This is a genomic window from Constantimarinum furrinae, from assembly GCF_014295415.1.
GTDB lineage: Bacteria > Bacteroidota > Bacteroidia > Flavobacteriales > Flavobacteriaceae > Constantimarinum > Constantimarinum furrinae.
In genome coordinates this window covers 2,443,393-2,463,292 of the sequence record NZ_CP052909.1, presented here as the reverse complement: position 1 = coordinate 2,463,292, position 19,900 = coordinate 2,443,393, and the positions used below count along the sequence as shown (strand labels likewise).

At 41.4% G+C, this 19,900-nt stretch carries 17 protein-coding genes; 9 read left to right on the top strand and 8 right to left on the bottom strand.

All coding sequences use genetic code 11. The annotated features are described in order from the left end of the window. Positions 1–66: 66 nt before the first annotated feature. A complete protein-coding gene (locus tag ALE3EI_RS11345) occupies positions 67–552 on the bottom strand; it encodes a hypothetical protein (RefSeq protein ID WP_186988753.1) in 486 nt (161 codons plus the stop codon). Positions 553–697: 145 nt separating this feature from the next. Between ALE3EI_RS11345 and ALE3EI_RS11340 the strand changes: the two genes are divergently transcribed. After that, the gene (locus ALE3EI_RS11340) at positions 698–3,604 is read left to right on the top strand and encodes an FAD-binding and (Fe-S)-binding domain-containing protein (RefSeq protein WP_186988751.1); all 2,907 of its coding nucleotides are present in this window, start codon (positions 698–700) and stop codon (positions 3,602–3,604) included. Positions 3,605–3,613: 9 nt separating this feature from the next. Here the strand turns inward: ALE3EI_RS11340 and ALE3EI_RS11335 are convergent, their stop codons facing one another. Next, positions 3,614–4,408, bottom strand: a complete 795-nt coding sequence (locus ALE3EI_RS11335) for a hypothetical protein (RefSeq protein WP_186988750.1) — start codon at positions 4,406–4,408, stop codon at positions 3,614–3,616. 170 nt (positions 4,409–4,578) lie between these two features. On the opposite strand from ALE3EI_RS11335, the gene aroC reads away from it, so the two are divergent. From aroC to ALE3EI_RS11305, 6 genes are all read left to right on the top strand, one after another. Next, positions 4,579–5,643: a chorismate synthase gene (gene aroC / locus ALE3EI_RS11330; RefSeq protein WP_186988748.1), complete on the top strand. Its 1,065-nt coding sequence runs from the start codon at positions 4,579–4,581 to the stop codon at positions 5,641–5,643. A gap of 22 nt (positions 5,644–5,665) precedes the next feature. After that, complete coding sequence (locus ALE3EI_RS11325; protein ID WP_186988746.1) at positions 5,666–6,973, top strand: dicarboxylate/amino acid:cation symporter; 1,308 nt, start codon at positions 5,666–5,668, stop codon at positions 6,971–6,973. A 162-nt stretch (positions 6,974–7,135) separates the two neighbouring features. Continuing rightward, the gene (locus tag ALE3EI_RS11320; RefSeq protein WP_186988744.1) at positions 7,136–7,939 is read left to right on the top strand and encodes a hypothetical protein; all 804 of its coding nucleotides are present in this window, start codon (positions 7,136–7,138) and stop codon (positions 7,937–7,939) included. An 82-nt stretch (positions 7,940–8,021) separates the two neighbouring features. Next, on the top strand, positions 8,022–9,050 hold the full coding sequence (gene gshB / locus ALE3EI_RS11315; protein WP_186988742.1) for a glutathione synthase: 1,029 nt from the start codon (positions 8,022–8,024) through the stop codon (positions 9,048–9,050). A gap of 27 nt (positions 9,051–9,077) precedes the next feature. Next, positions 9,078–9,908 (top strand): N-formylglutamate amidohydrolase, encoded by an 831-nt coding sequence (locus tag ALE3EI_RS11310; RefSeq protein WP_186988740.1) that lies wholly within the window; start codon positions 9,078–9,080, stop codon positions 9,906–9,908. Positions 9,909–9,910: 2 nt separating this feature from the next. After that, the gene (locus ALE3EI_RS11305) at positions 9,911–11,074 is read left to right on the top strand and encodes a flavohemoglobin expression-modulating QEGLA motif protein (RefSeq protein ID WP_186988738.1); all 1,164 of its coding nucleotides are present in this window, start codon (positions 9,911–9,913) and stop codon (positions 11,072–11,074) included. A 105-nt stretch (positions 11,075–11,179) separates the two neighbouring features. Here the strand turns inward: ALE3EI_RS11305 and ALE3EI_RS11300 are convergent, their stop codons facing one another. Together ALE3EI_RS11300 and ALE3EI_RS11295 are read right to left on the bottom strand one after the other, a co-directional pair. Beyond that, positions 11,180–11,581, bottom strand: coding sequence for a thiol-disulfide oxidoreductase DCC family protein (locus ALE3EI_RS11300; RefSeq protein ID WP_186988736.1), 402 nt, complete (start codon positions 11,579–11,581; stop codon positions 11,180–11,182). Between the two features lie 61 nt (positions 11,582–11,642). Next, complete coding sequence (locus tag ALE3EI_RS11295) at positions 11,643–13,805, bottom strand: endonuclease MutS2 (RefSeq protein WP_186988734.1); 2,163 nt, start codon at positions 13,803–13,805, stop codon at positions 11,643–11,645. A gap of 83 nt (positions 13,806–13,888) precedes the next feature. On the opposite strand from ALE3EI_RS11295, the gene ung reads away from it, so the two are divergent. Beyond that, the gene (ung, locus tag ALE3EI_RS11290) at positions 13,889–14,554 is read left to right on the top strand and encodes a uracil-DNA glycosylase (protein ID WP_186988732.1); all 666 of its coding nucleotides are present in this window, start codon (positions 13,889–13,891) and stop codon (positions 14,552–14,554) included. Positions 14,555–14,760: 206 nt separating this feature from the next. Here the strand turns inward: ung and ALE3EI_RS11285 are convergent, their stop codons facing one another. The 4 genes from ALE3EI_RS11285 to ALE3EI_RS11270 are packed head-to-tail and all read right to left on the bottom strand — an operon-like array spanning position 14,761 to position 17,756. Then, positions 14,761–15,615: a substrate-binding domain-containing protein gene (locus ALE3EI_RS11285; RefSeq protein WP_186988730.1), complete on the bottom strand. Its 855-nt coding sequence runs from the start codon at positions 15,613–15,615 to the stop codon at positions 14,761–14,763. Further along, positions 15,612–16,481, bottom strand: coding sequence for a nucleoside phosphorylase (locus ALE3EI_RS11280; RefSeq protein WP_186988728.1), 870 nt, complete (start codon positions 16,479–16,481; stop codon positions 15,612–15,614). Before ALE3EI_RS11280 ends, ALE3EI_RS11285 begins: the two co-directional genes overlap by 4 nt. Then, positions 16,478–16,804 (bottom strand): translation initiation factor, encoded by a 327-nt coding sequence (locus ALE3EI_RS11275; RefSeq protein ID WP_186988726.1) that lies wholly within the window; start codon positions 16,802–16,804, stop codon positions 16,478–16,480. Before ALE3EI_RS11275 ends, ALE3EI_RS11280 begins: the two co-directional genes overlap by 4 nt. 1 nt (position 16,805) lies before the next feature. Then, on the bottom strand, positions 16,806–17,756 hold the full coding sequence (locus ALE3EI_RS11270) for an isopenicillin N synthase family dioxygenase (protein ID WP_186988724.1): 951 nt from the start codon (positions 17,754–17,756) through the stop codon (positions 16,806–16,808). Positions 17,757–17,882: 126 nt separating this feature from the next. Here ALE3EI_RS11270 and ALE3EI_RS11265 point away from each other — a divergent pair, with 126 nt between their 5' ends. Further along, positions 17,883–19,889 (top strand): alpha-ketoacid dehydrogenase subunit alpha/beta, encoded by a 2,007-nt coding sequence (locus ALE3EI_RS11265; RefSeq protein WP_186988722.1) that lies wholly within the window; start codon positions 17,883–17,885, stop codon positions 19,887–19,889. Positions 19,890–19,900: the final 11 nt, after the last annotated feature.

Below are 19,900 nucleotides of genomic sequence, written 5' to 3'. Positions count from 1 at the left end.
CCCTAAATTATAAAAGTAAAAACCCTGCCGAAGCAGGGTTTTTCAAATAAATCTAAAATCTAAAATCTAAAACTGATACCTGATTCCCAGGGCGATATCAAAGTCTACATCATCCCTGTAATCTCCGAATCCAAATTCTGGCCTGAAATCAAGAGACAGCATCAACGGAATGTCAAAATTGTATTCGATTCCAATATCTGCAGCTGCAAATACGAAAGTTTCATCATCATCAACACCGGGGAAATCGGGGTCAAAATCAACTTGTCCTACACCACCACCAACTCCTACGTACCAGTTAAAGCCCCCATCAATATTCCAAACCCATTGATAAAGACCCACTAATTTATAAGCATCAAAATTTTTGTTGCTTCTCCAGCCCAGACCAAATTCAAGTCTGTTATTATCTCCAACAGCTCTTTGATAGTTCACTTCAGTACCGAAACCATCACTGTCTCCCAAACGTAGACCAAGCGCATTTTTAGAAATTTCCTGAGCAGATGCCTCTAAAGAGAATCCCACAACAATTACAGCCATTAATAAGAGTTTTTTCATAATTAAGTTTGTTTTAGTTATTACGACCATAAAAATACTTCTATTGCCCGTGGTGTCTTGTTAATAGCCTGCCAATAATGATATGTCTTTTAGTTAACTTATGTTAAAGAAGTGAAATGCATTTTTTACATTTACCAGAAGAAATATGAAAGCAACATTAAGCAGATTCGGGCAGGAATTCAACGGAGAGTTTTACTTCGATGACCTACATAGATCTATTTATGCCACCGATGCTTCTGTATATCGCAAAGTACCGCTGGCTGTAGCTTTTCCTAAGGATGAGAGCGCCATCGTTCAGCTTATTTCCTTTGCAAATTCTCATAATATTTCTTTGATCCCGCGTGCTGCAGGAACCTCGCTGGCGGGACAATGTGTAGGGGATGGAATAATAGTAGATATTTCTAAATATTTTACTAAAATCCTGAATCTTAACCTCGACGATAAAACCGTTACGGTGCAGCCCGGTGTTATAAGAGATGAATTAAATAATTATCTGAAGGAATTCGGTCTTTTTTTTGGTCCTAATACTTCTACGTCTAATCGTTGTATGATAGGAGGGATGGTTGGGAACAACTCCAGTGGTACCACTTCCATAAAATACGGCGTGACACGGGATAAGGTCATTCGATTAAAAACCGTGCTTTCTAACGGAGAGGAGGTTGTTTTCGAAGATATTTCAAAAGAAGTTCTGTTAGAAAAACAAAAGGAGAATACCCTTGAAGGTTCTGTGTATCGTACCCTTTTTGCTGAATTATCTTCGGAAGAAGTTCAAAAGGAGATAAAAAAGGAATTTCCCAATCCTAAGATACACCGACGAAATACCGGTTATGCCGTAGACCTTCTATTACACACTGAAGCATTTTCTGAAAGTAATACATTATTAAACCTGTGTTCACTGCTTTGCGGAAGCGAAGGGACACTGGCTTTTACTACCGAGATCACGCTACAATTAGACGATCTGCCACCCACCGAAACCACGGTTGTAGCAGCTCATTACACCAGCATGGAAGCGTGCTTGGAGGATGTGATCGTTGCCATGAAACACGATTTGTATACTTGTGAGCTCATGGATAATGTAATTCTGGATAGAACCAAGGAAAATAAAACCTATGAGCCTTATCGATTCTTTGTGGAAGGCAGCCCCAGAGCAGTACTATTACTCGAATTACGATCTCATTCGGTTAATGAACTGGAATCGCAAACCACTTCCTTATTGCAGTCACTTTCAGCATCGGGATTAAGTTACACAAGACCCGTGCTACGTGAAGAAGAGATCACTATGGCGCTGGAATTACGAAAAGCAGGCCTGGGACTATTAGGTAATATGGTGGGGGATGATAAGGCAGTTGCTTGTATTGAAGACACTGCTGTGGCATTAGAGGATTTGCCGGCATTTATTTCAGAATTCACAGCGTTGATGACTCAGTTCGATCAGCAAGCCGTGTATTATGCACATGCAGGTGCGGGGGAACTGCATCTACGTCCGATACTGAATTTAAAAAACAAAGAGGATGTAGAATTTTTCAGAAAGATAACGACCAATGTCGCAAGGCTCACGAAAAAGTATAATGGCTCATTTTCGGGAGAACACGGCGATGGCATTGTAAGAGCGGAATTTTTACCGCTGTTGGTCGGCGAAGCCAACTACGCCCTCTTAAAACGTATTAAAACGGCTTTCGACCCTATGGGGATCCTTAATCGTGGGAAGATCGTGGACGCTTTTAAAATGGATGAGTCGCTGCGTTATACGCCCGGAAGAAAAGAACCAAAGATTGCTACCCGGTTCGATTTTAATGATTCGCAAGGCATCCTTCGCTTAGCAGAAAAGTGCAATGGGAGCGGGGATTGCCGAAAGACTGAAAACGCGGCCGGAGCCATGTGTCCCAGTTACCATGCCACTCGAAACGAAAAGGACACCACCAGGGCAAGAGCCAACGCGCTACGGGAAGTACTTACGACCAATACTGCTCAAAATAAATTTAATTCAGGGGAGTTAAAAGAGGTGTTCGACCTTTGTATTAGCTGCAAGGCCTGTGCTTCCGAATGCCCCAGCAATGTGGACATAGCTACTGCAAAGGCCGAATTTTTGTACCAATTCAACAAGGCAAATGGAGTTACTAGAAACACCAAGTTCTTTGGGAAAAGCAGTCAGTATCAAAAAAAGGCCTATCCTTTCAGAGGAATGTATAACGCTATTATTAGCAACCGCATGACTTCGAATTGGGTAAAGAAATGGAGTGGAATTTCAGAAAAAAGGAGCATTCCTAAGCTTTCAACTAAAAATTTCAGTAAGAGGATACATAAGTCTATAGTTCAGGATGTTACAAAAACAAAAATATACTTATTTGTTGATGAATTCAGCAATTATTTAGATGCCGAAATTGCCGAAGATGCTTATGAATTATTGAGCAGATTGGGCTACCGTGTAGAGATCGTCGATAAACTGGATAGTTGCAGAGCGCTCATTTCGAAAGGATTTTTAGAAGAAGCAAAGACTCAGGTTAATTATAATATTGCTTATTTAAGGGACAAGATAAGTCTTGAGACTCCGTTGATAGGCATAGAACCCTCGGCAATACTAGGCTTCAGGGATGAATTTCTTCGGTTGGCAGATGATATCGTTTCGGCTAGGCACATCGCAGCACATACGTTTCTTATTGAAGAATTTCTGACTTCCGAAATGCAGAAGGGTAAGATTACTTCCGAAGCATTTACTTCCGAAGAGAAAAACATAAAGCTCCATGTGCACTGCCATCAGAAGGCATTAAGCAACCAAAAAATTACTTTCGATATTCTAAACCTGCCTGAAAATTACAAACCAACCATCATTCCTTCAGGTTGTTGCGGTATGGCTGGGAGTTTTGGTTTCGAAAAGGAACACTATGAAGTGAGTATGAAGATAGGGGAACTGAAATTATTTCCCGCGGTTAGAAAAGCAGGAATCAACACCATCATAGCAGCCAATGGCACCAGTTGCAGGCATCAGATCAAGGACGGAACAGCGCGTGAAGCCTTGCATCCCGTAACCATTTTAAGAAGAGCACTTATTTAAACTTATCCTTTATTCGGCAATTTCGTAGGTATCCAGTAACTGAGTGGATGTTGATGATCCCATAGGTGGAAAGGGTAGGGTTATTCCGAAGCCACTTAGGTCTTCCAATTCATAGTTGATCTCCACCACCGAATCGGTCAGGCCGATACGCTGTGTGTAGTTGTTTGTTGCCACCAATACATCCTGTGGTGCGAGTACAGGTACCGGAATAGTTATACCGCCTATTTCGATCTGAGCAGTGATCGAGAGGTTTACCACAAGTTCGGTCTCAGGGGAATAGGTAGAAATTCCATTCTCAAAATCGTCGCCAATGATCACTGAAAGTTGATTGCTGGTGATGGTGTAATCGATCACCAGAGGAACTTCGTTTACTACGGTCTCGATCATCCCTGAAACAGCGCCCAATTCTTCTGTGTCACCTAGCATATCGTATAGTATAAGATCCTCAATAGGAATAACGATATCGGGAATACCTTCGATTGGAGCACTCAATTCACCTCGATAATATAATTTTAAGTCGGCTGCTGCCCTTAATTCCCCATTCGAGAACATCGTGGTCATAAATCCGTTTATCGGATCGGGAGCGTTCAGGGCAGTGTAATTTTCCCCGGTTGTTGAACCGGGTGCAACCACATATAGCGAATCCCGGGAAAGCCCTTGATCGTTGGTGTTGTTATAGGTCCAATAAGTACCCGCTGTTAATGGAAAGGAGGATACATCGGGTTCCGGTTGTATATCTGAATCATCTGAAGAATTACAACTAAAGACCAATGGCAACACTGCCAGAAAAAGTGCATATTTCATTTTCATATTTTTTTATAAAGATAACAAAACTGAGGGATTAGCCTTGGTTTAAAAGACATGTGTAAATATGATCTAAGGTTGGTTTTTTGAGTATACGGCCTTGGAATAGTATGCAAGTACTTTATTTTTCAGATTCAATTATAAAAATTACATTTGTTGAAAACGCTTAAATGGCAGGCAACTCCTTCGGAAACATTTTTAAACTCACCACTTTTGGGGAATCTCATGGCGAAGCCATAGGCGGGATCATTGATGGTTGTCCTGCCGGGTTATCTCTTGATCTGGAGGCTATTCAGAAGGAAATGACCAGACGAAAACCGGGTCAGTCGGCTATTGTTACCCAACGAAAAGAGGAGGACGAAGTTAAGTTCCTTTCGGGAATCTTTGAAGGGACAACCACAGGAACACCTATAGGATTCATCATTGAAAATACTGATCAGAAATCAAAGGATTACAGTCATATAAAAGAAACTTACCGTCCGTCGCATGCCGATCTCACATACGATAAAAAATACGGAATACGGGATTTTCGCGGAGGAGGTAGATCATCGGCCCGGGAGACCGCTTGCAGAGTAGTGGCAGGAGCTATCGCGAAACAGTTGCTAAAAGACATTAGGATCACTGCTTATGTTTCGGGCGTGGGAGAGTTAATGCTGGAAAAGCATTATTCAAAATTAGACTTCAAAACCATTGAAAATAATCCGGTGCGATGTGCCGACCCTGAAATGGCCGATATGATGGAAGCGCTTATACGAAATATCAGAAAGCAGGGAGACACTGTAGGTGGCGTGGTAAGCTGTGTGATCGAAAATGTTCCTGTAGGTCTGGGAGAACCTGTTTTCGATAAACTGCATGCACAATTGGGTAAAGCTATGCTCTCCATAAATGCTGTTAAAGGTTTTGAATTTGGCAGCGGATTTAAAGGCACTCGGCTTAGAGGAAGTGAACACAATGATCTTTTTAATGAAGACGGCAGTACAAAAACCAACAATAGCGGGGGAGTACAGGGAGGAATAAGCAACGGGCAAGATATCTATTTTAATGTTGCCTTTAAACCGGTAGCCACTTTGATGCAAAAACAACAGACTATAAATAAAGACGGACAAACTATCGAAATGCAGGGAAAAGGGCGACACGACCCCTGTGTGGTTCCCAGAGCAGTCCCTATTGTTGAAGCTATGGCAGCCTTGGTGCTAGCCGATTTTTGGTTGTTGAATAAACTTTCTAAATTGTAAAAATTAAAACGACATTGATACTATGAAAAAACTGGCACTACACTGGCAAATTTTATTGGGAATGGCTCTCGGAGTCGTGTTTGCATTGATCCTTACAAATTTTGAATGGGGTGCCGGATTTATTGGAGATTGGATAAAACCATTTGGAACCATCTTTATCAATGCCCTTAAATTAATCGCAGTTCCATTGATCCTGGCATCTTTGATCAAAGGAGTTTCAGACTTAAAAGATATTTCAAGCCTGTCTAAGATGGGCTTACGCACCATATTAACCTATATAGTTACTACGGTAATTGCGGTTTCCATCGGACTCGCAGTCGTAAATCTTGTAAAACCCGGAGGGACTATTTCTGAAGATACCAGAAACGAATTGGTAGAAGCCTATGGCGGTGAAGCCGAGTCCCGACGTATGGAAGCTCAAAAACAGAAAGAAGCCGGGCCATTACAGGCTTTAGTCGACCTTGTTCCTGATAATATCATCGGTGCAGCTTCGAGCAACCGAAATATGTTACAGGTAATTTTCTTTGCTATTTTCTTTGGAATCGGATTGATTCTCATTCCTGAGAAAACAGCCAAACCGGTCAAGGATTTCTTCGACGGTTTTAATGAGGTTATACTTAAAATGATCGATCTCATCATGCTGGCTGCTCCTTACGGGGTGTTCGCATTACTTGCTGCTCTGGTTGTGGAAGCTCCAAGTGCCGATCTCTTTGCGGCCCTTGGAATGTACGCACTCTGTGTAGTTGGTGGTCTTATAATCATGATTGGCGTATATATTACCCTGGTTTGGGTGTTTACCAAGAAAACACCTAGTTTTTTCCTCAACGGAATTGGTCCCGCTCAGCTACTGGCATTTTCAACCAGTTCGAGTGCTGCAACCCTCCCCGTAACCATGGAGCGGGTAGAAGAGCATCTGGGAGTGAAAAAAGAGGTGACCAGTTTTGTATTACCTATTGGAGCTACCATCAATATGGACGGAACTAGTTTATATCAGGCTGTAGCTGCGGTTTTTATTGCGCAGGCCTTCGGAATGGACCTTTCCTTTGGAACACAATTAGGAATCATAGCGACTGCTACGTTGGCCTCTATTGGCTCGGCTGCTGTTCCCGGTGCGGGAATGGTTATGCTGGTTATCGTTTTGGCCCAGGCAGGTATCCCAGAAGCCGGACTTGCATTGATCTTTGCCGTCGACCGTCCGCTGGACATGTGCAGAACCGTCGTAAATGTAACAGGGGATGCTACCGTTTCCATGATGGTAGCGAAATCTCAGGGCAAGCTAGGCGAACCACATGTAAAGGACTGGGACGATAATTATAAAGTAGGATCATAGCGAACCGTTATATTTAAAATTTTTGTACATTTAGGTCTAACTCTCCGGAGACAAGGCACATAAGTGCTGCCGTCGATTCACTAAAGTATTAATCTTTTTGTATTTCTGCCAATTTGTTGGGCAGCAATACCGAACTAGTTTATGGTTTTAAATCATAGAACCATGAAAAAATTTCAAATCTCACTCGTTGCCCTTTTTACATCGTTATTTTCTTTCTCTCAGGTAGGTGTAGGGACTACCTCACCTTCAGCTTCGGCCATGCTCGAAATTAGTAGTTCATCGGATGGCGGACTCACCTACAAAGGCGTAATGCCGCCTCGTGTACCCAATGTTTCAGCAAGAAATGCTATTGGTCCCTTACCAGCAGATACCGGTTTACTCGTATTTGTAGAGAGTTTAAATTGTTATCAGATCTGGAACGGTGTGGGCTGGGAAAGTGTGCATTGTAATAATGATCTTGGATTCACCGATTTCTTTCAGAATTTCGATCTTGGAACTTCCTGGGGGTATGGCAGTGATGTTCCGATGTTCGACAACGGAACGGATGGGTTTTACGGTATTACCACTGCCGCAAACGGCGGATTCAGCAATATCACCACGCTCACCAATAATTTCCTCGGAATAAGTGATCTGGACGATGAAGGAAACAACGGTACTTCGGGTTTTGCTACCATTACATTTACAACATTGAATGTTTCTGCCGCATCTTCGGGCGTGATCCTTTCCTTTAATTATGAATTCTTTGAATTCGATAATGGAGATGATGCGTATTATACCCTAACTATAGATGGAATCGATCAGCCGGAAGTCACCCTCATCAATGGGAATACCAACTTATCGCTTTCAGGAATTATTAGTCATAGTATTCCGGGTGGCACTTCAACTGTGGGATTGCGCATTCGGATAAAACAGAACGGGGTAGACGATTTTGCCGGATTTGATAATTTCAGTGTGATTCAGCAATAAAAAATAACCTAATAGAAACGTTCAATTTCTTTGGTGTTTTAAGAGTTTTACTATCTTTATTTTTCTTAATAAAACCAACCCTATGAACGTTTGCTTTATTATGTATCCCTGGGATGAAATAAAACCGGATGACGATACAACCTTAGCCATGATCCACGAATTTGTTAAGCGCGGACATGGCATGGCCATTACCACTCCGGCAAATCTAACTATTCGTGATAGTGTGGCCTTTGCCTTTTGCCGTTGTATAAAACGTGTGGAAAAGGTTCCCGGATCGTTGAAGTCATTTCATGCAAAAGCTGAGTTCTATGATGAGATGCTGCCTCTGGCTGGCTTTGATGTCATTATTTTACGCAGTAATCCGCCGTTGGATATGATCATGCTCAACTTTTTGGATTCGGTGAAGGACGATGTGTTTATCATGAATGATCTCGACGGAATAAGACGAGCAAACAACAAACTGTATACGGCGGTATTTGAGGATGAGAACAATGAGATCATCCCCGGAACCCACGTTACTAAGAATAAAGAATACCTGAAAAAGGTAATTAAGGACGGTCCCGATAAGATGATTCTAAAACCTTTGAACGGCTATGGTGGTTCCGGAGTTATTCTTATTGAAAAGCGGGCGATGAAGAGTATTAATTCGCTGCTGGATTTCTATATTGACAATAAAGATGGAACTTCAAATTATGTAATCCTTCAGGATTATATTGAAGGGGCCGACCAAGGGGACGTACGCATACTTTTGCTTAACGGTCAGCCCATAGGCGCGATGAAGCGGGTACCCGGCTCGGAAGATCACCGTTCTAATGTGAGTGCCGGTGGGTCGGTTCAAAAGCACAGTTTGACAAAACATGAAAAGGAACTTTGCCGTCGCATTGGACCTAAACTCGTTAAAGACGGGCTTTATTTTGTTGGCATAGACGTGATAAACGGAATGCTGGTAGAGGTAAATGTCATGTCACCCGGAGGAATCACGTATATGAACAAAGTCTATAAAACAAGGGTGCAGGAAAAGGTGATCGACTTTGTAGAGGACAAGGTCATTGAACGTGTCAATGCCTTTGAGCGCAGAAAAAAGTTGCGCAAACATGTAGACGACGCCTAATTTTTAATCCCTGTAATATACTTCGGAATGCAACGATTAACTGTTTCAGAAATACTGGAAAATATTGCGAACGAGGAACTTTTTGAAGCGGTATCGGAGGATTATTCCTTTACGCTGAAGATAGAATCCTACGAGCCCTATGTTTGCGGTGCTGTTCATGACGGACATCAATTTCGAAAAGAACTATGGGAGAAATGCCTGCATACCGAATACGACCGCTGGTTTGAAGAAGATCCCTGTACCAAGGAATTCGTTAAAACACATCCTATTGTTATCGCCGGTTGTGATAGCAGGTTCGAGTACGATCTCAACCGCGATCCCGAAAATGCCATTTATGAAGATGCATGGGGGAAGAAATTGTGGAAAACTCCGTTAAGTGATCGTGAAAAAGCAAAAAGTCTGCAAAAGCATTCAAATTTTTATTTGGTTGTTCACGCGCTTATTCAAAAGCTTGAGGAAAAGTTCAATGATGTTGTTGTTTATGATATGCATTCGTACAACTGGCGACGTTGGGACAGAGAAGTCCCCGTAATCAATCTTGGAACCAGTAATATTGATAATAGGCGATACGGAGATTTAGTTGAAAACTGGCGTTTCAGTTTGTCTCAATTGCAACTTCCTCATAACATTGTTTCGACTTCAGCCATTAACGATACCTTTCAGGGGAACGGTTATTTTCTGAAATACATTACCCAAAACTTTAAAAATACCTTAGTTTTGGCAACAGAATTCAAAAAGATATACTGTGACGAATTGCGGGAAGTAATCTTTCCTGAAGTCGTTTCTGCTATCGAAAGACAACTTCAGCATAAAATAAAAGAACACGTAGCGCAGTTTAGGCGATCGGTTAAAGAGTAAACATGTCTCATCCAAAAGAAGTTATAGCAACTAACCCCAATTTAGTTAGAATCGATCATAGATTGAACAGTCTGGTTCAGAAGATCGAGTTGCTTAACTATATAAATCCGATCAATATTGAGCAGGAAAAAAGGAATTTCTTTGCTTCCAAATACAATATTAATCCTAACTACAAGTATCGCAAGATTGATTTTGATGCGCATGCGCTTCAACAAGCTCTGTTTTCACAAGACATAGACAGTATCATCGATGAGGATTCGCGAGCATTTTACCGAGATGTCATCTACGATTATTCGGGGCTTATTCAATGTATTGAAACCATTGGGCAGTCGCGAAAATTTTATTTTAACGTCTTAAAGTCGTTTGGTACGCCAACCGATAAGGATGTAGAAAATGCGCGGTTTATTCTACATTTTAAGGATGAGGAGTACGACAATGAAATGTTTCCCATATTCACTGCCGAAGAGGCAGCAGATTATTTCAGGGAGTTTACAAAACAGTATCATTTCGATTTTACGATAAAATATTCGAACAAGATCTCGGCAGCGGCCATGGTTCAGAATAATACGCAAACCCTTATTCTGAAGAAAAATCATCGCTATAGTGCCAATCAGTTGAAAGTACTTGCAAACCATGAGATCGGGGTACATCTGGTTACTACGTTTAACGGAATGTCCCAGCCTTTAAAGATCTTTCATAACGGTTTTCCCAACAATGTAGAAACCCAGGAAGGGTTGGCGGTTTTTAGTGAATATATGAGTGGCTGTTTAACGCTGCATCGTCTCAAAGAACTATCATATCGTGTAATGGCAGCAGACAGTCTTAGAAAAGGATTTAATTTTTGTGACACCTTCGATCTCTTGCATAATCAGTATAAACTGAATCGGGAAGAATCGTACAATATTAGCTTGAGAGCCCATAGAGGAGGAGGATTCACTAAGGATTATATGTATCTCACGGGGCTCAAAAAAATCTATGATTATTTTAATAAGGGTGGTGATCTTAGTCCGTTACTTGCCGGCAAGGTCTCTTTAGAGCATTTCGAAGTGATCGCTAAATGGAAAAAAGATGGTCTGGCCACCGAAAACACTTTTAAGAATTATGCTTTCGATCACTGTGAGAATGAAAATAAAAAGCTGGATTTTATCCTTCAGAATTTAAAATAATCTGTCGTTTCGCACCGCATTACGCATAGATATATTTTTTGATGCAAAGGGTTATTCTTGCTACTCCCGGATCCATATTTTCATCTTCGGACTTACAATATGTAGCTAGAGAAATTTTGCTTTTAGCTCTGGAGTCGGAATCATACAGCTTTCTTTTTTTCCATACCAGCGATAGCGGTTACGGGCTATATATTCGTAAACCCCGTCACGAATAAACTTGGGTATAATCAACAGGCCGTAGAGCAGGGGATATGCGCCATTGAGATATAAGGCAATACGTAAAGCTGCTCCCGATTTTTGGTAATATTTGTCACCGTCTATTAAAAGAATAGAGTCTACTTTATTGGTATCTATATTGTGCTTTTGCACATACTTTAAGCCAGTCTCACTCTGTAAGGCAGCAAAGCGAAAACGATCCTCGACATCGCGTTTGATCATAAATATTACCGCGCCATTGCATAGGTTACAAACTCCATCGAACAGAATTATTTTATGATCTTTCTTCATTTTTATAAAGTTCAAATTTTATACATAAGGTATATGATCAATACTTACGAACCACTAATCTCTAATTCACCTTTTCCAACTCTTCCATACTTACATTGGTAGTAAACATACCATAATTGACAATGGCTTTGTTTTTTTCAATAGTATCGATGGTCCCTATGGCTCTGCCATCTATCATTCTAACCCTGTCGCCAACTTTTAGCGCCACCTTTGGCTTGGGCGCAGGAGCCTTTTTCGCCTCTTCCTTTTCCTTCTTTTTGCGCTCGCGGATCACTTTAACTTCCTTCTCGACTTGCTGAGCTACCTTCTTTTCTTTTGCCTTGAGCTGCTGTTTCTTTTTGGGAGCTATCTTCTTTCGCTTACTGTTTTCGACCATGACCATTTTCATGAGCTCATCGGTAAGTTGCTTTTTGCGTTTATTGTTAAAATATTTTTCTGAAAGGACGTCGAACTTCTTTCCAAGACTGATTAATCGCTGATTGGCATCATAAAGTTCCTGATAGCTCTCCAGTTTTTCCTGTACCTTTAAGTTTACTTCTTCAAGCTGTTTGCTTTCCTGCTCTGCTTTTTGCGCTGAATTTTTCAAGGTTTCGGAATTCTTCCGAAGCTGAGAACGTTCTTTTTGCAAATTGGCAATGGTCTTATCGAAACGGATCTTACCGCGCTCTATCTTCTTTTTGGCTTTGTTAATGAGACTATATGGGATCCCGTTTTTTTGTGCTACTTCGAAGGTAAAAGAACTTCCGGCTTCACCCAAATGAAGCTTGTAAAGCGGTTCCAACGACTTGCTGTCAAACTGCATGTTTGCGTTGATCGCATTGGGAAGTTCGTTAGCCAGTAATTTTAGATTGGTATAGTGAGTAGTAATTATACCATAGGCATCTCTATTATAGAATTCTTCCAAGAAGGTTTCCGCCAGAGCGCCACCGAGTTCGGGATCACTTCCGGTTCCGAATTCATCGATCAAAAACAAGGTTTTGTCATTGCATTTCCGCAAAAACTGATTCATCTTCTTTAATCGGTAACTGTATGTGCTTAAATGATTCTCTATAGACTGGTTGTCCCCGATATCGGTAAGGATCCTGTCAAAAAAGGACAATTCACTTTCGGGATCGGCAGGAATGAGCATTCCGCTTTGTAACATAACTTGTAATAGGCCTACGGTTTTTAACGTGATACTCTTGCCCCCGGCGTTTGGACCGGAGATCACAATGATACTGCTGGAAGGCTGTAATTCTATAGTTTGAGGATAGGTTTTTTCCTTCCTTTTGGAATTTGCAATTAGGAGCAAAGGATGGTACGCCTTTGAAAGAAAGACCCTTTTTTCATTTGTTAATAAAGGGAGCACTCCGTTGATCTTCAGGGCATATTTTGCGTTGGCAGACAGAACATCCATTGTGGTTAGATAGTCCTGGTAGGATGCCAGCAGTTTAGCATAGGGTCTTATAAATTGGGTGAGTTGCTTTAGAATACGTTTTATCTCTTCACTTTCTTCATAGAGTAGATTGCTCAATTCATTGGCGAACTCTAATGTTTCCTGAGGCTCGATATAAACAATGCTTCCGGTTTTTGAACTCCCCAAAACGGCACCTTTAACTTTACGCCTGTGCATGGCCGAGACTGCCAGCACTCTGCGGTTATCTACTATGGTTTCCTTAATGTCGTCCAGATAGTCCTTGGCTGCATATTGTGCTAAGGCCCTTGCAAATGAAGACCCAATTTTCCCCTTTACCAACAGTAATCTTTTGCGAATAGCTGCCAATTCTGCCGAGGCTTCATTTTTAATTTCCCCGTAGCGATCGATAATCTTATGAATTTCGCTTGCAATGGCCGGATCATGGTCTATTTCTTCTGAAAATGCATTGAGATAAACATAAAATTCCTCGTATTTTTTAAAGAACCGAAGAAGTGTTTTTGTGGTTTCACACATAGAAGCAATTCGTCTGAAGGCCGATATTTCAAGGCTGCTGTTTTCTATACCCAGTATGTGAAGGTCTTTGCTGATAGCATCGAATCCGTGATTGGGAATTGGATTTTCTCCTTCGAGAGAAGCTTTAAATTCCTTCACCTTATGCAATTGCGGTGCTATATGCTCTGTTTTATGAAAGGGTACGATTGCTAACACTGCGTCCTTCCCGGCTTCAGTGATGCAAAATTCTGCCATCTGCTTCAATACCGAAGGAAATTCCAGGTCTTCTAGTGTTTTTTTATCTATTCTTACCATCGTAGGATCCTTTCAGAAGAAAAGAGTTTTTGAATTATTTCCGATAAATAATTGTTTATTTTAGTCAGGCAAAAGTACTAATAATGGATGTAAAAATTGAAGCGCATTGGAAGGAAGCCCTGTCTGATGAATTTGAAAAGGATTATTTTAAAGAACTCATAGAATTTGTAAAAGCAGAATATTCTACGAACCAATGTTTTCCTCCCGGCAACAGAATCTTTGCGGCATTCGACCACACTCCATTTCACAAGGTAAAGGTTGTTATCCTAGGGCAGGATCCCTATCACGGTCCGGGACAGGCGAACGGACTCTGTTTCTCGGTAAATGACGGTATTTCCAAGCCACCCTCGTTACTTAATATTTTCAGAGAGATTTTAAGCGATACCAATACCCAATTGCCGCTTTCAGGAAATCTGGAACCCTGGGCAGCACAAGGAGTGTTATTGCTTAACGCCACGCTTACCGTTAGAGCTCATAAGGCCGGAAGTCATCAAAATAAAGGTTGGGAGCAGTTTACGGATGCTGTGATCTCTAAACTTTCTGAAGAACGGGAGTCTTTAGTGTTCTTGTTGTGGGGAGGTTATGCAAAGAAAAAGGGAAGTAAGATAGATAGCAAAAAGCATCTGGTACTTACAACAGGACATCCGTCTCCCTTAAGCGCAAACAGAGGGTACTGGTTTGGCAATAAGCATTTCAGCAAAACAAATGAGTATTTAATAAAAAATGGAAAATCACCTATTAGGTGGTAAGTAGAAGAAAAAGGAGGGGAGTAGGGTTTTCCTATTCTTCTTCAGGCGTCTCGGGCTCAGTCGCATCGTTACAACTAAATTGTAATAACAAAAAGTTGGTCACAAGTAAGGCCCCTAAAATGATTAAAAATGTTGTCATAAACTTACTTATTTACAATAGTAAGATGCAGGGTGCAGAAGATGGTTGCGTTTTTTCAGAAAAAAAATCAAAAAGAATGTAAAATGCTGTCGGCCTGAACCTTATTGTCAATAAGATCGAGCTTTTTCAATTGCCCCTGAATAATATCTACTTGATTTTCGGTTAAATTCTGCTGACTCCATTCAGTTAGTGATAACCACTCGGTGACGTCTTCCGGTTTTTGTTTATATCGGTTTGCGATCATAGTATCGATAGAGGGGATGGATTTAAACTCTCTGGTGGTTGTATTAATGATGTCCAAGATATCGCGAACGGCATCTGCATCCTTTTCGAGTATTTTGTTGGTTGCCGCAATAACAAAGCAGGGCCAGGGCGTAGGAACTTCACCTATTCTCCGCAAAGGACCGTTGTCTACATAGGGCTTGGTCGTAAATTTTTCCCACATAAAATAGTCACCTTCGCCCCTGGGAAGTCCTTCAAGAGCACCGGTTAAATTATTCACCACGGTAAAATTAAGATCTTGCTCGGTATCCCAGCCCATGACTTCAGCATTCACATAAGCCATTAAATGAGATCCGGAACCAAACCTACTTATAGCGGCATGAGTTCCTTTTAATTCTTCAACCGATGAGAAATTTGAGTTTTCAGCAACATGGATTCCCCAAAGCAAAGGAGAAGCGACAAAGATCTGTACAATTTTAGACGGATTTCCCTTTACGATATCCCGAATTATACCCTCGGTAAGAATAACCGCCAAATCTATTTCTCCATTCCGCAACGCCTTACACATTCGCCCTGTGCCACCCGGAAAATCCCGCCAACGCAGATTGATGTCCTTTGCGTGATACTCCTTATCCCGAAGTGTTAAATACCACGGAAGATTAAAATGTTCTGGTACGCCGCCAATGATTAAATTTTTCATGCTGAAATAACTTCTAGTGTATGTTCGATCAAAGCATCGATCGTTTTCTGTGGTTCTTTGCTGAATGTACCTGTAGTACGATTCGCTAAAATAGCATTTAATGATAGGGCCCGGTGACCCAATAGTTTTGCAAGTCCGTAGATGCCGGCTGTTTCCATTTCCAGATTGGTGATCGACTTCTCCTGAAAGCGAAAATTCTTTATATTCTGGATCATATCATTATCCTGTAGCGCTAAGCGGAGTACACGTCCTTGCGGACCATAAAAGCCCACACCGGTTGCCGTACAGCCCTTTATAAATACATCTGAAGAAAACATCTGTAGCAGTGAATCATCTGCCGACACTACATAGGGGACGGATCTTTTATTATGCCAATTGGTATGTTTTATAAATGCTTCCGAAAAATCGTTGTTTACAACAGCTTCAGAACGATAAAAATGTAGTAAGTTGTCGAATCCTATCGCCATCTCTGAAACTAAAAAACCATCGACGGGGATAGAGGGCTGAATCGCTCCGGAAGTACCAATTCTTATTATATCGAGCCTTGTTAGCTCATCTTTTACCTTTCGGGTTTTGAAATCGATGTTTACCAGGGCATCGAGTTCGTTGAGAACGATATCGATATTATCTGTGCCAATGCCTGTGGAAATAACGGAGATCCTTTTCCCTTTATATATTCCGGTATGTGTTTTAAATTCTCTTTTCTGAATTTTTAGCTCGATAGAATCGAAACAGCGGGAAATATCATCCACCCTTTCAGGATCACCAACAGTGATAATGGTCGATGCAATATCTGACGGTTTTAAATTAAGGTGATAAATACTACCGTCACTGTTTAGGATCAATTCAGAGTCTGGTATTTTCATCCTCCAACACGTTTTACAGAGAATCCTTTTTCCTTTAAGAATTCCATGATCCGGTCACGATAATCCCCCTGAATAATGATCTGTTCGTTCTTAAAGCTTCCACCCACACTTAGTAATTGCTTGATCTCTTTGGCTAATTGCTTGAAGTCACTGTCGGCACCGTTATAACCTTCAATTATGGTGATAGGTTTTCCCTTGCGCTTTTCATATTTACACAGCAGTGGCTCATCCTGAAGCCATACCGAAGACTCAGTTACCTTTTCGGGTACTTCGGAAGGTGTATGGTCCGGAAATAGATTCTTTAACTGATCCTGAAGGTCCATATTATTTTTTTATGAGTCCGATCTCGATCAGCCGCTGGTTTAAAAATTCACCCGCCGTGATATCCTCGTATGCTTTTGGGTGTTCGGCATCTATACATTCTTCCAGACAATTTAAAGGCATATCACTTCGCGGATGCATAAAGAAAGGGATAGAATAACGCGGTGTGCCCCATTGTTCGCGTGGCGGATTAATGACTCGGTGAATGGTGGATCGTAGCTTGTTATTGGTATGTCGCTCCAGCATGTCACCTACATTAATGACCAGTTCATCCTCCTGCGGAATAGCATCGATCCATTCACCGTCTTTTCGCAATACTTGTAATCCCCCTGTGGAAGCTCCCATAAGTAAGGTAATCAGGTTAATGTCGCCATGAGCCCCTGCCCGTACAGCACCTTTAGGCTCTTCGGTAATTGGAGGGTAATGTATAGGTCTTAAAATACTGTTGCCATTGGTAGCCCAATGATCGAAATAGTCTTCCTTTAATCCGATGTAAAGCGCTAAAGCCCGTAATACGTATATTCCTGTTTTTTCCAACATTCGATAGGCTTCCATCCCGGTGGCGTTAAAATCCTTCAATTCAGAAACCTTTACATTATCGGGATAATTTTCGGGTAGGTTGGCGTCTTCAGAGGGCTCCTGACCAAAGTGCCAGAATTCTTTCAGATCCCCTTCTTTCTTTCCTTTGGCGTGTTCTTTTCCGAAGGAAACATAACCCCGCTGACCTCCTAAACCTTCAATTTCATATTTCTTTTTGGTGTCGAGCGGAAGTGCGAAGAAGGCTTTAATTTCCTTGTAGAGGTTTTCAACGAGAGCATCGCTTAAAAAATGGTTTTTAAGAGAAACAAAACCAATTTCTTCGTAGGCTTTTCCTAGTTCATTGACAAAATGTTGCTTTCTTTTAGGGTCTTCCGACAGAAAATCGGCCAGATCGACGCTGGGTATATTGTTCATAAGCCTATCTTTTTCACAAAGTACAAATATACCAAATATAGCGGTGAATCTGCTAGATAAAAAATTGGATTAATATCTTTGTGAGCAACCTATTTTTTCTACATTTGAAACTGCTAATTACTACAAATGAAATCCCAAACCGAAGCCAAGGTGCAATTTGAATACGAGAGAGGAAATTTTGACAGTACGACATTGATCACACTGTACAAGAGAATGCTTAAGCCAAGGCTTATTGAAGAAAAAATGCTTATTCTTCTACGGCAAGGTAAAATATCCAAGTGGTTTAGCGGAATCGGGCAGGAGGCTATTTCAGTAGGAATTGCTTCCGTTTTGGACAAAGAGGAATACATTCTTCCCATGCATCGGAATCTCGGTGTATTCACAACCCGGGAAATCCCGTTATATCGTCTGTTTTCACAATGGCAAGGCAAGGCTAACGGATTTACAAAAGGAAGAGATCGCAGTTTTCACTTCGGAACACAGGAATTTAAGATCGTGGGTATGATCTCACATCTGGGTCCTCAATTTGGCGTAGCCGACGGAATTGCGCTTGGCAATAAACTGAAGGAGAATAACCAACTCTGCGCGGTGTTTACAGGTGAAGGCGGAACCAGTGAAGGAGATATACACGAAGCTCTCAATGTGGCTTCAGTATGGCAGTTACCCGTGCTTTTTTGTATTGAAAATAATGGCTACGGACTTTCAACACCTACCAGCGAACAATATAATTGTGAGAACCTGGCAGACAGAGGCAAGGGGTATGGTATGGAAGCTCATATCATAGAAGGTAATAATATACTGGAGGTTTACAATACTTTAAAGGAGTTAACAGACAGTATGAGAAAGGATCCGAGACCTGTTTTACTGGAATTCCGAACTTTTAGAATGCGCGGTCATGAAGAGGCGAGCGGGACAAAGTATGTTCCTCAAGTGCTTATGGATGAATGGGCTGCCAAGGATCCGTTGGAGAATTATGAACAATGGTTACTTTCGGAAGAACTGCTTTCAGAAAGTACCATAGAAGCGTATAAAACTGAAATTAAGAAGGAAATTGATGAAAACCTTGAGCTTGCCTTCGCCGAACCTGCTATTGAATATACTGAAAGTAATGAAATAAATGATGTATTCAAACCATTTGTATATCAAGAAGTTAAAGATAGTTTAAAAACTACAGAGCTACGACTCATTGATGCGATTTCCGATGGCTTAAGACAAAGTATGCAACGTCATGATAATCTGGTTATCATGGGGCAGGATGTAGCGGAATATGGAGGAGTGTTTAAGATCACTGAAGGATTTGTGGAAGAATTCGGAAAAGAGCGGGTGCGCAATACTCCAATTTGTGAGTCGGCTATCGTTTCTGCTGCTATGGGGCTTTCGATCAACGGATTTAAGGCGGTGGTAGAAATGCAGTTTGCAGATTTTGTGACTTCAGGATTTAACCCCATTATTAATTATCTGGCTAAAAGTCATTATCGATGGAATGAAAAAGCCGATGTGGTAATTCGTATGCCCTGTGGAGCAGGGGTAGGAGCAGGTCCGTTCCACAGTCAGACTAACGAAGCGTGGTTTACCCACACCCCGGGATTAAAAGTGGTCTATCCGGCATTCCCTTACGACGCCAAAGGATTATTGGCAACTGCGATAGAAGATCCCAATCCGGTATTGTTTTTTGAGCATAAGGCATTATATAGAAGCATTCGCCAGGAAGTCCCTGTGGGATATTACAACATACCTTTAGGAAAAGCTGCGGTCCTTAAAGAAGGAAATGACATCACTCTTATTACCTATGGAGCCGGAGTACACTGGGCTATTGAGTTTTTAGAAGAGGGCAATAATACTTCGGTAGATCTAATAGACCTAAGAACACTAATGCCTTTAGACTCGGAGACCATTTATAATTCAGTGAAGAAAACAGGAAAAGTCTTAATACTACAGGAAGACAGTATGTTTGGCGGGATAGCTTCAGATATTTCGGCATTAATCTCTGAGCACTGTTTTGAACATCTCGACGCACCCATTAAACGCGTGGCTAGTTTAGAAACTCCCATACCATTCGCAGCCAACCTTGAGAAACACTACCTTCCGAAGGAAAGGTTAAAGAAGGCCTTTGAAGCACTACTCACTTATTAAGACTTTAACAT

What these genes read in the sequence shown, in the direction of transcription:
- ALE3EI_RS11275 (WP_186988726.1), bottom strand. Translation starts at nt 16,804, where the DNA reads ATGGACCTTCAGGATCAGTTAAAGAATCTATTTCCGGACCATACACCT.
- aroC (WP_186988748.1), top strand. Translation starts at nt 4,579, where the DNA reads ATGGCAGGCAACTCCTTCGGAAACATTTTTAAACTCACCACTTTTGGG.
- ALE3EI_RS11325 (WP_186988746.1), top strand. Translation starts at nt 5,666, where the DNA reads ATGAAAAAACTGGCACTACACTGGCAAATTTTATTGGGAATGGCTCTC.
- ALE3EI_RS11300 (WP_186988736.1), bottom strand. Translation starts at nt 11,581, where the DNA reads ATGAAGAAAGATCATAAAATAATTCTGTTCGATGGAGTTTGTAACCTA.
- ALE3EI_RS11270 (WP_186988724.1), bottom strand. Translation starts at nt 17,756, where the DNA reads ATGAACAATATACCCAGCGTCGATCTGGCCGATTTTCTGTCGGAAGAC.
- ALE3EI_RS11320 (WP_186988744.1), top strand. Translation starts at nt 7,136, where the DNA reads ATGAAAAAATTTCAAATCTCACTCGTTGCCCTTTTTACATCGTTATTT.
- ALE3EI_RS11265 (WP_186988722.1), top strand. Translation starts at nt 17,883, where the DNA reads ATGAAATCCCAAACCGAAGCCAAGGTGCAATTTGAATACGAGAGAGGA.
- ALE3EI_RS11335 (WP_186988750.1), bottom strand. Translation starts at nt 4,408, where the DNA reads ATGAAATATGCACTTTTTCTGGCAGTGTTGCCATTGGTCTTTAGTTGT.
- gshB (WP_186988742.1), top strand. Translation starts at nt 8,022, where the DNA reads ATGAACGTTTGCTTTATTATGTATCCCTGGGATGAAATAAAACCGGAT.
- ALE3EI_RS11340 (WP_186988751.1), top strand. Translation starts at nt 698, where the DNA reads ATGAAAGCAACATTAAGCAGATTCGGGCAGGAATTCAACGGAGAGTTT.
- ALE3EI_RS11310 (WP_186988740.1), top strand. Translation starts at nt 9,078, where the DNA reads ATGCAACGATTAACTGTTTCAGAAATACTGGAAAATATTGCGAACGAG.
- ALE3EI_RS11295 (WP_186988734.1), bottom strand. Translation starts at nt 13,805, where the DNA reads ATGGTAAGAATAGATAAAAAAACACTAGAAGACCTGGAATTTCCTTCG.
- ung (WP_186988732.1), top strand. Translation starts at nt 13,889, where the DNA reads ATGGATGTAAAAATTGAAGCGCATTGGAAGGAAGCCCTGTCTGATGAA.
- ALE3EI_RS11345 (WP_186988753.1), bottom strand. Translation starts at nt 552, where the DNA reads ATGAAAAAACTCTTATTAATGGCTGTAATTGTTGTGGGATTCTCTTTA.
- ALE3EI_RS11285 (WP_186988730.1), bottom strand. Translation starts at nt 15,615, where the DNA reads ATGAAAAATTTAATCATTGGCGGCGTACCAGAACATTTTAATCTTCCG.
- ALE3EI_RS11280 (WP_186988728.1), bottom strand. Translation starts at nt 16,481, where the DNA reads ATGAAAATACCAGACTCTGAATTGATCCTAAACAGTGACGGTAGTATT.
- ALE3EI_RS11305 (WP_186988738.1), top strand. Translation starts at nt 9,911, where the DNA reads ATGTCTCATCCAAAAGAAGTTATAGCAACTAACCCCAATTTAGTTAGA.